Origin of the sequence: Emticicia sp. BO119 (assembly GCF_013912375.1) — a bacterium.
In the GTDB taxonomy this organism is placed as follows: domain Bacteria; phylum Bacteroidota; class Bacteroidia; order Cytophagales; family Spirosomataceae; genus Emticicia.
This window is the reverse complement of the sequence record NZ_JACETV010000001.1, coordinates 610644-624616: the sequence shown is the minus strand read 5'-3', so window position 1 is coordinate 624616 and position 13973 is coordinate 610644. Positions and strand designations below refer to the sequence as shown.

Annotated in this window: 14 protein-coding genes; 9 read left to right on the top strand and 5 right to left on the bottom strand. The window is 35.4% G+C overall.

Annotated features, from left to right (window positions below):
• Nucleotides 1-157: 157 nt before the first annotated feature.
• Together H1R81_RS02740 and H1R81_RS02735 are read left to right on the top strand one after the other, a co-directional pair.
• On the top strand, nucleotides 158-685 hold the full coding sequence (locus H1R81_RS02740) for an RNA polymerase sigma factor (RefSeq protein ID WP_181839142.1): 528 nt from the start codon (nucleotides 158-160) through the stop codon (nucleotides 683-685).
• Nucleotides 651-1247: a hypothetical protein gene (locus tag H1R81_RS02735; protein WP_181839141.1), complete on the top strand. Its 597-nt coding sequence runs from the start codon at nucleotides 651-653 to the stop codon at nucleotides 1245-1247. The genes H1R81_RS02740 and H1R81_RS02735 overlap by 35 nt, the downstream gene beginning before the upstream one ends.
• 72 nt (nucleotides 1248-1319) lie before the next feature.
• On the opposite strand, the gene H1R81_RS02730 is transcribed toward H1R81_RS02735, so the two are convergent.
• The gene (locus H1R81_RS02730) at nucleotides 1320-1739 is read right to left on the bottom strand and encodes a DUF4348 domain-containing protein (RefSeq protein ID WP_181839140.1); all 420 of its coding nucleotides are present in this window, start codon (nucleotides 1737-1739) and stop codon (nucleotides 1320-1322) included.
• Nucleotides 1740-1876: 137 nt separating this feature from the next.
• A complete protein-coding gene (locus H1R81_RS02725) occupies nucleotides 1877-2578 on the bottom strand; it encodes an RDD family protein (protein ID WP_181839139.1) in 702 nt (233 codons plus the stop codon).
• Nucleotides 2579-2812: 234 nt separating this feature from the next.
• On the opposite strand from H1R81_RS02725, the gene argS reads away from it, so the two are divergent.
• From argS to H1R81_RS02710, 3 genes are all read left to right on the top strand, one after another.
• Nucleotides 2813-4588 (top strand): arginine--tRNA ligase, encoded by a 1776-nt coding sequence (gene argS, locus H1R81_RS02720; protein ID WP_181839138.1) that lies wholly within the window; start codon nucleotides 2813-2815, stop codon nucleotides 4586-4588.
• Between the two features lie 50 nt (nucleotides 4589-4638).
• Nucleotides 4639-5247, top strand: a complete 609-nt coding sequence (locus H1R81_RS02715) for a glutathione peroxidase (protein WP_181839137.1) — start codon at nucleotides 4639-4641, stop codon at nucleotides 5245-5247.
• Between the two features lie 80 nt (nucleotides 5248-5327).
• Entirely contained in the window at nucleotides 5328-6209 is an 882-nt protein-coding gene (locus H1R81_RS02710) for a 1,4-dihydroxy-2-naphthoate polyprenyltransferase (protein WP_181839136.1), read from the top strand.
• A 91-nt stretch (nucleotides 6210-6300) separates the two neighbouring features.
• Here the strand turns inward: H1R81_RS02710 and H1R81_RS02705 are convergent, their stop codons facing one another.
• Nucleotides 6301-7407 carry an AraC family transcriptional regulator gene (locus H1R81_RS02705; RefSeq protein ID WP_181839135.1) on the bottom strand — a complete coding sequence of 369 codons (1107 nt, stop codon included), beginning with the start codon at nucleotides 7405-7407 and terminating at the stop codon, nucleotides 6301-6303.
• 224 nt (nucleotides 7408-7631) lie between these two features.
• Here H1R81_RS02705 and H1R81_RS02700 point away from each other — a divergent pair, with 224 nt between their 5' ends.
• Nucleotides 7632-8507: a tol-pal system YbgF family protein gene (locus H1R81_RS02700; protein WP_181839134.1), complete on the top strand. Its 876-nt coding sequence runs from the start codon at nucleotides 7632-7634 to the stop codon at nucleotides 8505-8507.
• 109 nt (nucleotides 8508-8616) lie between these two features.
• Here the strand turns inward: H1R81_RS02700 and H1R81_RS02695 are convergent, their stop codons facing one another.
• The gene (locus tag H1R81_RS02695; protein ID WP_181839133.1) at nucleotides 8617-9225 is read right to left on the bottom strand and encodes an OmpA family protein; all 609 of its coding nucleotides are present in this window, start codon (nucleotides 9223-9225) and stop codon (nucleotides 8617-8619) included.
• Between the two features lie 306 nt (nucleotides 9226-9531).
• Here H1R81_RS02695 and H1R81_RS02690 point away from each other — a divergent pair, with 306 nt between their 5' ends.
• From H1R81_RS02690 to H1R81_RS02680, 3 genes are all read left to right on the top strand, one after another.
• The gene (locus H1R81_RS02690; RefSeq protein WP_181839132.1) at nucleotides 9532-10830 is read left to right on the top strand and encodes a tetratricopeptide repeat protein; all 1299 of its coding nucleotides are present in this window, start codon (nucleotides 9532-9534) and stop codon (nucleotides 10828-10830) included.
• Between the two features lie 400 nt (nucleotides 10831-11230).
• The gene (locus tag H1R81_RS02685) at nucleotides 11231-11566 is read left to right on the top strand and encodes a LytTR family DNA-binding domain-containing protein (protein ID WP_181839131.1); all 336 of its coding nucleotides are present in this window, start codon (nucleotides 11231-11233) and stop codon (nucleotides 11564-11566) included.
• Nucleotides 11567-11742: 176 nt separating this feature from the next.
• Nucleotides 11743-12075, top strand: coding sequence for a LytTR family DNA-binding domain-containing protein (locus H1R81_RS02680; RefSeq protein ID WP_181839130.1), 333 nt, complete (start codon nucleotides 11743-11745; stop codon nucleotides 12073-12075).
• 72 nt (nucleotides 12076-12147) lie between these two features.
• Here the strand turns inward: H1R81_RS02680 and H1R81_RS02675 are convergent, their stop codons facing one another.
• Nucleotides 12148-13917 (bottom strand): D-alanine--D-alanine ligase, encoded by a 1770-nt coding sequence (locus H1R81_RS02675; protein ID WP_181839129.1) that lies wholly within the window; start codon nucleotides 13915-13917, stop codon nucleotides 12148-12150.
• Nucleotides 13918-13973 lie beyond the last annotated feature (56 nt).

The following is a 13973-nucleotide window of genomic DNA, read 5'->3' as shown; positions in this document are numbered from 1 at the left end:
GGGGATTTAAGATCATTCCAAATTTAGGAGATAAATGAATGATTTTACGAGCACAGAAGTACTTAAATAAAAAATAGAATATTTTTTTTAGTTAATGTGATTTTTTCATAAATCTATACACTAATAAGGCAAGAAAATAAAATCGCCTGATTGATACGTGGAAAAAAAAGAGATATTCATCAAAGCCATCAAGGAAAATGAAAGACTAATTTTCAAGATTGCATCAGTTTATACCAATAATACTGATGACAAAGCTGATTTAGTACAGGAAATCATTTATCAGCTCTGGAAATCTTTCGATTCTTTCAAACAGCAATCCAATTTAAATACATGGCTGTATCGGGTTGCTCTAAACGTGGCTATTTATCAGCTAAAAATTGCTAAAAGAAGAGTTTCGACCGTTGAGATAAATGAACAAATACTGAACCATAACGACGATTTTAATAATGAAGAAGAACAAAAATGGGAGTTATTCCGACAGCTAATCGAAAACCTTAATTTGCTTGATAAGGGAATTGTTATGCTATACTTAGAAAACAAAAGCTATGCTGAAATTGCCAAAATAATTGGAATTACAGCAACCAATGTAGGTACTAAAATACAACGTATTAAAGAAAAACTAAAGAGACAACATATAAATTCGAAAAGTAATGGAATTAGAGGAACTAAAAACACTTTGGGATGAAGCAGGTAATCTCAAAGAGAAACAACCTTTTTTAAAAACAAAAACTATTGAAAAAATGACAGAAATCAGATACAAATCTAAATTGAAAAAAGTAATCTTTCATGAATCGCTCGGAACCCTATTTGCCTTTGGAGCTGTAGTCTATATGATTATTAACTTTAATAAGCTAACTACTCTATTCTTTCAAGGAATTGGCATTATTACCTCCTTGATGTTAATAGTTTTACCAATTATTAGCCTTGTTTTACTTTACCAGATCAACTCGATTGGAGATGTAAATCAACCATACGTAGAAACACTCAAACAATTTGCCAAACAGAGACTGCGATTTATCAGATTTCAGCAGGTAAGCGTAGTGTTTGCCTATATTCTTTTAGTGTTTGTCATTTTACTGATGCCAAAATTTACAGGCGGACGTAGCCTCAACGAAAACAAATATTTCTGGGCAATTGCTATCCCCATTGGATACATTTTCTTGTCCTTTTTTTCAAGATGGGTAATTAAATACTATAGTAAGACTTTACAGCAAGCAGAGGAATTATTAAAGGAACTGGAAGGTTAATTACTCCTGAAAGCGTAAGTAAATCGCTATTTACGCTTTCAGTATTATTTATTTTATCAATTTCCTAAGTCATCATTCCGATTCATCAATAATACTTGTGAGATACCATTGATTGTCAATTTTAGAAAACAAGTGATGCACTACTTCTCCACTTTCTTTATTAGTAAACACCACATCCTTAGAGTCAGTACCTTTATCTACAGTTTCCAATCTATTCTTTGGATGCTCTCTTTTAAGTTTTTGCAAATTCGTATGTCGCCAGTCGTTTTGTTGAATCATTTTTTCATTTCTTTTTTCATCATCCACTACTACTACTTTCAACGGAAATTTAATTCTGCTTAATTGAAAAGTAGAATTTCTGCAAAATTCTTTAAAAAATTTATCGAAGTCATCCTCATTATTCTCAATTTCCTCTACAAGACCTATTTCTTTTTTAGCATAGCTTTCATTAAAGAACGGGGCTAAAAACAACAAAAAAGCAATTAATTTCATATATAAAATTTTAGGGCTGTATCATCAGTATCATAACCTGATTATCTTTCTTAAAGTTTTCTATTAGTTTTAAAAAAAGAATTTTATAGTAAAATCTTCAAATAAGTGCCAGAGCTATTTTCAGAGTTAACTGAACCCTATTTCTCAGCATACTTATAATCTTTAATCACCCATTCCTCTCCTTCTTTCTTCGTTAAAAAAATAATTAGGTCAACATTTTCTTTTTTGCCGTAGATTTTTGTTTCTATACGCACATTAGTTTCTCCGTTACGCTTGCTGATATTATATCTTGGAACTTTTCCCATTCTGATAACTTCTCCTGTTTTCTCCTGAATTGCTTTGCTACTAAAAACAAAGGCTTCTGTCAGAATATATTCTTGTTTCTGACGTATATACAGGCCTATCAGATTGGTAATAGACAGATATAAAACTAACAGAATTACAAAAATACCAGCCATTAATTCGGCACTCCTTTTAACAGTTGTCTGATCTATTACTTCAACCTTGGTTTTGAATAGGACATCTCCTATACGTTTATCAAAAATAAACCAGACAAGAGCCTCTGCAGGAAATAAAATAAGACTCATATTCCGCAAAATAAGATCAACCACATTTCCTGATTTGTTCACAACTACCAAGCCTATATAAAATTTACCCGGACTCTGCCCTTTTCTTATATCTTTTATAATAAGTAAGCCAATAATGACAACTATCGGAAGATAAATAGATGTCTCAAAGTCAAGTTTCCAGACAAAAATTTCCATGTCCATCAATAATACGGCTGGCACACTTGAAATAAGAAAATCTATCAGAAAAGCATATATACGTTTTTGTTGCATAAATATCCTACTGTTCTGGATCTTTAGCTCAAAGATAATTTAATTCATCAGTTTCAGGAAGAACATAGAAGGATTTATTCAATATCCATAATAACATTCAGATTACAAATTGATCTTATACAAGATAAAAAAACATCCTGAACAACAACACCCCGAATAAACCATATTTTTCTGACGAAAAAACCTTACTTTTGCAGAAAATTGCGCTTCACAAAGAAGCATTACTCACAATCTATGAATATCGAATTATCATTAAAATCTGCTATCAAGCAGGCCTTATCAGCATTATTTCAGGTAGAAGAAGAAGTGATTTTACAACCTACCAAAAGTGATTTTGAAGGAAACTATACCTATGTGGTTTTTGCCTTGGTGAAACAACTCCGAAAAAGCCCTGCTGATATTGCCAATGCCATAGGAGAATATTTAAAGACCAACACAACCTATATTAAAAATTATAATGTTGTACAAGGCTTTTTGAACCTTGTATTGGCCGACGAAGTATGGTTTGATATTTTGAATGGCATTTTAGCCGATGAAAACTTTGGCATTTTACCTAAGAATAATCAATCCGTAATGGTTGAGTATTCATCGCCTAATACTAACAAACCGCTGCATTTAGGGCATTTAAGAAATAACTTCCTGGGTTTTTCTGTATCAAAAATATTAGAAGCCAATGGTTATGATGTAGTTAAAACCTGTCTGGTAAATGACCGAGGTGTGCATATCTGTAAATCCATGTGGGCTTATCAGCAATTTGGAAATGGAGAAACACCGGAATCGTCCGGTATCAAAGGTGACCATCTGGCCGGTAAATACTATGTAATTTTTGATAAACATTACAAAAGTGAGGTTGCAGCCTTAATGCAGGAAGGCATGAGCGAGGAAGAGGCCAAAAAGAATGCCCCGGCTATTAAAGCGGTACAGGAAATGCTTATTAAGTGGGAACAAGGTGATAAAGAAACTGTTGCCTTGTGGCGTAAAATGAACGACTGGGTTTTTGCAGGTTTCAACGAAACTTATCAGAAAATAGGTGTATCATTTGACAAAACTTACTATGAATCAAATACTTATTTGTTAGGAAAAGATTTAGTAGAGGAAGGCTTATTGAGTGGCATTTTCTTTAAGAAAGAGAATGGAAGTGTTTGGATTGATTTAAAAGAAGAAGGGCTTGACGAAAAATTAGTGCTTCGTGCCGACGGTACTTCAGTATATATTACCCAGGATTTAGGGACTACCGACCTTAAATTCCATGATTTCCATATTAACAAAGCTATATGGGTAGTAGGCAACGAACAGGACTATCACTTTGAAGTGCTTTTTGCGATCATGAAAAAACTGGGTCGTAATTATGCTGATGGTTGTTATCATCTGAGTTATGGCATGGTTGAATTACCTGAGGGCAAAATGAAGTCTCGTGAGGGAACAGTGGTTGATGCGGATGATCTGGTAGACGAAATGATTGAAACGGCCGAAGTAACAACCCGTGAACGGGGCAAAATTGATGATTTTACGAATGAGGACGCTGATATTTTATTTCAGATGATTGCTTTAGGGGCATTGAAATATTTTTTATTGAAGGTAGACCCTAAGAAGAAAATGCTATTTAATCCGGCGGATTCAATCAGTTTTGAAGGCAATACCGGGCCTTTTATTCAATATACTCATGCACGTATCTGTTCTATTTTGCGGAAGGCGTCTTCACAGGGCATTTCAGTAAATAGCCGGATTAAAAATGTAGAAATAGCAAAATCTGAAACTGAATTAATTTTTGTTCTGAGTGAGTATCCGAATGCCGTTAAAAAAGCTGGTGATGAGTATTCACCATCAGTTATTGCCAACTACACTTATGAATTAGCAAAGACTTTTAATCAGTTTTATGCCGAGATTTCTATCATGAACGAAACAGATACTGATAAACAGCAGTTTCGTCTGGCATTAATAAAAGCTGTTTCGGAAACAATTCGCAAGGCAACTGCGTTATTAGGCATAGAAGTACCAATCAGAATGTAATACCCGAATCTTTCAATCTCAACGCATACCGTTCTAAACAATTCAATTAAATGAAAAAGACCCTTATTTTAGCATCATTAGCCCTTTTGGCTATTATCGGAACTATGAGTTTCAGAACAATAAAACTTATTTTCTCTGACAGAGAATTCAACGAAGGCCGACCATCAACTTCTGTGGCAAAAGGATCGTTTTACGATTATTCATTGAAATCGCTTGATGGCAAAGAAACAATTAACTTCAGCCGCTATAAAGGTAAAAAAGTAGTGGTAATAAATGTAGCTTCAAAATGTGGCAACACCCCTCAATATGCTGAGTGGCAAGCATTTCACAAGCAATATGGTGATAAAATTGTGGTATTGGGGATTCCTGCTAACAATTTTAAATCACAAGAACCTGGTACAAATGAAGAGATTGCAGAATTCTGTCAAAAGAATTATGGTGTAACTTTCCAGATGCTTGAAAAAGTAAGTGTTTTAGGTGAAGACCAGGCACCATTATACCAATGGCTTACACATAAAGAATTGAATGGGTGGAATGATAACGCTCCAAACTGGAATTTTAGTAAGTACGTAATTAACGAAAATGGCGAATTGACCCATTTCTTCCGGGATAAAGTTCTTCCATCTAATGAAGACTTCAAGAAAGCAGTAGGAATTTAATTGTATTGCAACACATTTGTGTAATTTTGCAAAAGCGTAAATTTTTGTTTACGCTTTTGTCATTCTTATCTACCTGAATCATGAAAAACTGGCTCTCTGCTGCCCGTCCCCGAACATTACCTTTGTCGTTATCAAGTATCTTTATGGGTAGTTTCCTGGCTGCTTCTTCCAGACATTTCAACTGGCTTATCTTTGCTTTCTGTTGCCTTACTACCATTGCTTTGCAGGTATTGTCAAACTTTGCCAATGATTATGGCGATACCCAGAACGGCGCTGATTTGGCCGGACGTGTAGGGCCTCAAAGAGCAGTTCAGTCGGGAGCTATAACACCTAAACAAATGCTTAATGGCATCATTATTCTGGCTATTTTCTGTCTTATTTTTGGTGTATCACTTTTATACTTTGTTTTCAGAGATGCTTCTACCAACCAGTTCTGGGGCTTTTTAGGCTTGGGCTTACTTTGTATGTTAGCTGCTTATACTTATACTGCAGGTAAAAAACCCTATGGCTATGCAGGACTGGGAGATATGTCAGTACTGATATTTTTTGGTTTGGTAGGCGTTTTAGGAAGTAATTATCTATATACCAAAACTTTCGATTGGTTGAATCTTCTCCCGGCTTTAAGTTGTGGTTTCTTCGCTACGGGAGTATTAAATATCAACAATATACGAGACATTGAATCAGATACCCGTGCAGGTAAAAAGACTATCCCGGCCCGTTTAGGTCGCGAGGCAGCAATCAGATACCATTGGTTTCTGCTAATAGCTGGCATGGTAAGCATTCTTTTATTCAGTATTCTGAAAGAGCAATATACAATTCTGTATGTGTTATGCTTCCCCTTATTTTTTATTAATGGCATCAAAGTATCCAGACTTCCCAATCCTGATCCTATGCTGAAACAAATGTCTCTTTCAACTTTAGCATTTGTGTTATTATTTGGTGTGGGGCAGTTGCTTTTGTAAATAAACCAGTAATCAGTTTTTTTTTAAATCGTTATGGCAAGAAAACCTATCCCAACAAATATATAAAATACCATTGTCTATACTATTAACTTTATTCAATAGGTTTGAGAGAACTACGATATTCTGTTGCAGTTACACCCACTACTTTCTTAAACGCATTATTAAATGAGTTTTTATTATTAAAACCTACTTCATAGGCAATCTCAATAATATTCATTTCCTGCCTGGTTTTGGTTTTAAGTAGTGTTTCAGCTTCCTTGACTCTGAAATGATTCACATAGTCTGAAAAGTTAATTTTGAGTTGCTCATTAATAGCCTGAGAAATATGATGGTTACTCACCCCCATTTTTCTTGCTATTTCGTCCACCTTTAGTCCACTTTCCAAATAAAGTTTTTGTTCCTGCATCAATTGGTCCAATTGCGCCACTATTTTTCGCCCTTGTTCAATACCTAAACCATTCTTCCGATACTTCAATTGTTTGATTGATTGAATAATGCTCATTCCGGCGAAAACCTCTGGCCTGATATAAGCCAGCATCGTAACCGAGTAAATCGCAACCACAATTACAAACGAAATAAATAAGTCAAAATAAATCGGTATCCCACCTAAAAACCGATTCCAGATAACATAAATGGCCGAATTAACGCCAAAAAGGAAAAAAAACAATACCAAGTAACGATGCCATGACAATTGATAAACATGGCTTTTAAATAATGGTGTGTATTTGTACCACAAATAAGCTGAATAAGCAAATACTGAGATTAGTAACAAGTAAGGCGTAATATCCGTACTACTGAATATTGTCATTTCCCATAAGAATCTCCAGCCAGTTTTATAGCCAAACCAATTAAAAGAATAATAAGGCAGATATTTTATAAGGATAAAAACAGGCAATATAAAATGCCATAAATCATTCTTGTTAAACTTATAATTTTCAACCGAATAACGATAATAAAAAAATAAAATCGGCCCATACAATGCCGAAAAACTGATGGAAATATTAGTAAAAAGAGGATAAGAATTATAATGATTAGTCCAGAAGCCAACCCAGTCAAGTAAGCAAATCGAAAACAATAAAATAAACAAAGCTAAAAGCCTGTTTGGAATCCCCTTTTGATAAAAGAATAATACCCCCGAAATAAAAAAGCCCTGAATAGATGCTACCACAAAAAACAGCATCATTAATCTGAATCCCATATGGTTCCTTTTTAGATCATTTTTTTATTTCAAAACCCAAGATTACTATGTAAATAAAAATAAAAGGTGAAAATTTCCCGGCAAAGCAATTTTTATGAAAAATTTACCCTAAATCAATTTTTCATTCGATTGCTTTGCAAACAATCTTTTACAAATACACATTCATCAGTATGACTCACTACAAATATCTGGTACTTTTTTTACTATTCAACTCATACTTTGTTATGGCACAAAATATACAACCATCGCCTACAAGAGGTGCTGACTCTTTATTTTTTAACATGAGGTACAAAGAGGCAATCTCTAAATACAATGCCTATCTGGCTACTGCATCAAATCCACTGAACATTACCTATGCCAGACTTGCCTTTAGTAATCATTTTACCGGAGATTATGAAGAAGCTATAAAATATTATAACCTCATTCTATCAAAAAATCCATTGCCAGCACTAAAAGCTCAGTTATATTCAAGAATGGCCATGACTTATGCCATGAAAATGAATAAGGAAAAGGCTTTGGTTTATTTAGATAGTGCCAATGCCAACGGTTATCTGAATGCCTATGAAATGGAGAAATTTAAAGATTTTGATAGTATCCGCAATTTACCCAGATTCAAGGATATTTATCAGAGCGTTTCTAACAGAGTTTATCCTTGTAAAACCCAACCCAGAGCAAGAGACTTTGATTTCTGGATTGGCACATGGGAGGTTTACAACAATCAATATCCGAATCACAGAGTAGGTACAAGCGTAGTTGAAAGTGTCTCAGGTGATTGTACAATACTTGAAAACTGGTATGCATTTAATAGCCCCGGTGACGGGAAAAGCCAGAACTGGTATAACCCAACCACAGGCAAGTGGACACAAATGTGGATAGGCTCAGGTGGCGGTGCTACACAGTATAATGACGGAGAATACAAAGATGGTGCTATGCGTTTTAAATATACACAAACCGATGCGCAAGGGGTAGTTCAACCTGGTAATTTTGTTTTTGAAAATCTCGGGCCGGATAAAGTCAGACAATATCAGGACATATCCAGTGATGGAGGAAAGACATTTAATATTATGTTCGACTTCATTTACATCAGAAAGAAATCATAGAAGTAGAAAATAGTGTTGTTAATTAACCTGGGCCGGGAATCAAAAAAGAGCGACAAACCCTGTCGCTCTTTAACATATTAAAAACCTCAACAAAAAACTAATAAGCAATCTATTTACTTGCTACCTGAATTTTAGAAGCTAAAAATTTCTTTTCATTGGCTCTGATTTTTACCAGCACTCTGCGGTTTTTACGTCGTCCTTCTGGTGTTTCATTGCTGGCCAGAGGCCGTGTTGCACCATATCCGGCAATTGCCAGTCTTTCAGCCACTACCCCTTGTGCTTTCATATATAAAGCTACTGATTTCGCACGATTTTCTGATAGTTTTTTATTTTTTAGCTGATTCCCGCTGCTATCAGCATGGCCTTCAATAAATACCTCAGTGTAAGGGTATCGATTCAAAACACCTGACACCTCGTTTAATAAACTCTTTGCATCAGGCGTTAGTTGCTCTGAACTTGATTCAAAATAGAAATCAGGCTGAAAAGTAATATTAATACCTTCACCTGTCCGCAAAATATCTGCTTTACCAGTAGTAGCACTCACTAAATCTGTAGCTAATCTATCAAGCATAATACCAATTTTCAAAGCCGCATTTGCTGCCTCCGGGTCTTTCTTACGACCACTTGCTGTGTCTTGTGAAGTTTTTCTGGCTGAATTGCATGAGGCGAATAACGCTATACCAATAGCCACGCCTGCCAAAAGACGAAGTACTTTCATGAATTTAGGAAATTTTTAGCAACGTAAGTAAGGGGTTTTACACAAGGTAAAACTTAAATTATAGTAAAATTGCTAAAAAACTATTGAGAATTACAAGTTTTTTGCAATAAAATTTAATATTAGCTGATTTAATGGTATTCTTAACAAAATCTTTTCAGAAAAGTTATGGACTAAAGGCTCATAAAATTTATCTTTGTTGTTCAAACTTTAGTTCACTTAGCATCATTACATACTTCCTCCTAAATGCTTAAATTCTCTATGAAAAATCGTTTTTTCTCCTTGTGCTTTCTATTAGCAGTGTTGTGTATGTCTCAAACTTTTGCGCAACAAACTGCCTCAGAGTATTTCGATATTGGTGTCAACAAAAGTAAAGCTGGTGATTTTGTAGGTGCTTCACAGGCATTTAGTACCGCTATTGCTATGAACCCCGACAACCCAAGTAGCTATTTTAATCGTGGTTTAGCTAAACAGCAACTTAAAGACCATAGAGGTGCTATTTTAGACTTTGATAAAACCATTGACCTTGATCCTAAAAATTCTCTTGCGTATTTATACCGTGGCAAAAGCAAAGGTGAGCAGGAAGACCACAGAGCTGCTTTGCAGGACTATAATCGTACGATTGAATTAAGCCCTGAAGATGCGCTTGCCTATTTGGCAAGGGGTACTACCAGAGCCAAATTATTAGATTACCGACGCGCTATTCAGGACTTCACCAAAGTAATTGAAGTGAATACTGAAGACGTTAATAAATTTCAGGCTTATTACTCACGTGGTACTTGTAAATTACGTTTAGAGGATTATCCGGGTAGTATATCAGATTTTACAAAAGCCATTGATATGAACCCTAAACGCTCACAGACTTTTGCCAGTCGTGGTTTCAGTCGTTTAAGAATCAACGATTTTACTGGTGCCATCAAAGATTTTGACGAAGCAATTAAACTGAACCCAGAAGATAGTGAATCATTTTACAATCGCGGATTCAGCAAAACCAAAATTGATGATTTCAGAGGAGCAATAAACGATTTCGATAAAGCTATAGCTTTAGACCCACAGAATGTAAGAGCTTATTATGGCCGTGGTTTTTGCAACAGTAAACTAAATAGCCAGAAAGATGCTATTAATGACCTGACAAAAGCCATTGAAATCAATAATGTGAATATTGATTCAAAAGTGGTTTATACAGGACGAATTACTAAAAATATTTTAGATGAACTACGAAATGTAGTGCAGGAAAAAAGTAAAATCAATGAGTTTTCCGATGATCGTTCAGAGGCTTATTATAGCCGTAGCGTAGCTAAATTCAAAAATGGCGATGCCAAAGGTGCAATCAATGATTTGAATAAATCGATTGAGTTAAATCCTACTTATGCCGAAGCCTATTTCTTCCGTGGTTTTGTCCGCTCTTCAACAGGTGCACAGAAAGAAGCATTACAGGATTGCTCAAATGCCATTAAACTAAATCCTAAATACGGAGAGGCATTTTATGTAAGAGGTATTATTAAACACGCTTTAGGAGATGATAATGGCGGTTGCTATGACCTGAGCCGTGCTGGTGAATTAGGCTATTCAGCAGCCTACAATGTAATACGTGAGTATTGTAATTAAGATTAATTACTATAATCTATATTGCTCTTAAACCCTGCCAATTGGTAGGGTTTTTGCATTTTGTTAAAACCTAACTCCAATAATCTCTCAAAGCTTCATCAACCAAAACCCTACCTTTATTAACTAAAACCCCTGTTCTATTAAAAATACTTATGATACCGCTTGATAATTATAATTTATTTTAGTAGTATTGTTTCATAACTGACTTTTCTATGACTAAACACTTACCTGAAACTGCTGTTCTCTTCGATAGCAAAAACGCTGTTAATGCTTCCTGAGCCAGACTTACCAGTTGCTTAGTCGCTCCCACTTCTTATAAAAATAAAAACTGTTTTCATGCCTTAAAGCTTGGAACAGTTAAACCTTTTTATACCTTATTTAAACTTAAATTGCTTTTACTATGACTAATTCTTTACCTAACCCTATCGTCTACCTAAACAAAAGAACGATGGTGTATGCCAACGAAATAACGTTGCTCGAAGCCGACATTAATTACACAAAAGTCTATTTTGAAGAAAAAGCTCCCTTGATGGTTGCAGTTACTTTAAAAAAAATTCAACCCTTGCTTGAGATACATGGATTTCTGCGGATTCACAAAAAATTTCTTATTAATCTCAACTACGCAGATAAATCACTTCTAAAAAATGAAATTGTTACCCTACCCGGTAATGTACTTATCAAGGTTTCTCGAAGAAAAAGAAGCACCTTAAGAAGAAACCTGAAAAAGAAGAAATAATACCATTTTCAAAATTAACTTTCTAAATACTGGAGTGGAGCGAAACCAGTCCGGTATTTTTCGTTTAACAAAATCCGTTGTTCATTAACCATTTCCCTTATTTGGGCAAATAATCGTTTTCTTTTAATAGCTAATTTGCATTTTTGACTATTGATGTGACCAAAAATTTAATTTTCATGAAAAAAAACTTACTTAACCCTATTGTTTTTCTCAATCAAAAAACGGCTGTAAATATTAATGAAGTTTTATTCTTAGAGGGCAACGTTAATTATACAATCATTCATCTGGAAGGAAAACATCCAATCACCATTGCCTCTACTTTAAAAAAGATTGAATCAAAACTAAAAGGCTATAATTTTTTGCGTATTCATAAAAGATTCTTATTAAATATGACCTTTGCCGACAGGTCTCTTCTGAGCAATAATCGGTTATTAATAAAAAAGAATATTGCAATTACTGTTTCTCGTAGAAAACGAAGTGAATTAAAAGATTGGCTTACAGCTGCCTAACCTAAAGCCAAAATAAAAAAGGCTGCCAACCGAATCGCTGACAGCCTTTCTATTTATTGTTACTGCTAAGTGTTAGAGTTCAATCAATGTCTCAGAATCACATTGGAAAATAAACTGTACAGTTTCTGCCAATTCAGATTCTGAAAGTTTTTTCATTTGTGTATCAAAGCTGCCGGCATATTTTTTTGTAACACTCTTTGCTTTTTCTAAGATTTCAATAATAAATGGATGCTTTGGTTTCCCGATGGCCTGTCCAAAATCCTGAATATCAGCCTTGAACATCAGATTAACAGGAATCTTATACATTTGTCCGTTACGGGCTGCACAAACTGGTACAGGTTCATAAATTGGTGACGAAGAGTACTCTCCCATCTTTTTTTGGGCTGTTTTGTATTGCTCGTCTGATTCACCAAATACTACTGCTACTTTTTTTCGGGGAGTATTTACCCGTTCTTCAATCATACTGTCTAACCTTTCTAAAAGCTGACGGAACTGTACAGTATTTTTTCCGCTCCTGATACGCTCACGAATTGACTGACGAATAAAATAAGTGATTGATTGTGTCACCGTCAAACCGATTTCAGCCATTTGTTTGAATATTAAAGAAGATGGCGACATACCAGGAATAGTATTCGGGTCATGCAATAATACCCGACTATCAGGAGTCAGGAAGCCATCAATACGGGTTACTACACAAAAGCCCAGGGTATTGAAGGTTTTCAAAAGGCTTTCATGTATTTTATGTAGGTTTTCAAGACTTGTATCGACCGGAATCCGTTTTTTAGTAACATTTGACTTATACTTTGATTTAAAGTCAAAGGTTTGTATCTCGCCATAAATCTCAGTCGGAGGCAAGGCAATGGCTTTCCCATCATCTTGCTGAATGACCCCGCAAGAAAACTCCTGCCCTACTACAAATTCTTCAATCATCACATAGTCTTCAGCATGTGCCGATACTACCGTTACACTATCAGAAGTAAATAAAACAGCGTCCAACTCCTCCATCAGGTCGGCAGGGTGTGCAAGTATTTTGCCATTTACCATTACCGGAAAACCAATTCCCTCATCCAGATTAGACATTTTTTCCATCATATGGCGTTTCTGGCGCTCGGTCATTTTCTCCCACTCACTCTTTTTAAAAGTAACTTCAAAAAAGCATTGGTTCACGGCCCTTGTAAACTCCTCCAAACTTCTTTTTCTGACAATTGCTACACCAATTGAAGACCCTTGATGCGGTGCTTTTACAACAAAAGGAAAACCTATACTATTGATTAAATCTGTAAACTGTTTCGAGCGATCTGCCACAGCCCATTCTTCTCGTGTGAAAGTAACTGATTTCTTTTTTTGCCCTGTTACTAATGAAATCAGTTTATTTTGCATGGGTTTATCTATTCCGACTGCCGAGCCCATCAAGCCAGGCCCCATATATGGGATACCATACCATTCTAACAAACCCTGCACACTACCATCTTCTGCCTGAGGGCCGTGCATAATGGTAAAAGCAAAATCCATTATCTGAGGAAAATCAGTTGGCTGAACCTGTTTACCAACTTTATAAATGAGTTTATAAAGTTGTGTTTCATTTAATTCTCCTAATGACTCAATATACACCCGAAAGCCCCTGTTAAGGTTTTTTGATGGAAAAAAATCACGGATAGATTCTTCATAGAGTAATTCGGGATTGATTTGTATAAAATGCCCCAAACTGTCTACAAATATCGGAATAGGTTCAAATAAAGCCTTGTCTATGTGTTCAAAGGCTGTTTTCCCCCCTAAGTATGATATTTCCCTTTCTCTGGCCTGTCCGCCAAAGAAAATCCCGACTCTGATTTTGTTTGCCATTATGTAACCTAAGCTGATGTTTATTGCGCGAAGTATGCGAAAATTAATTTCTGTGC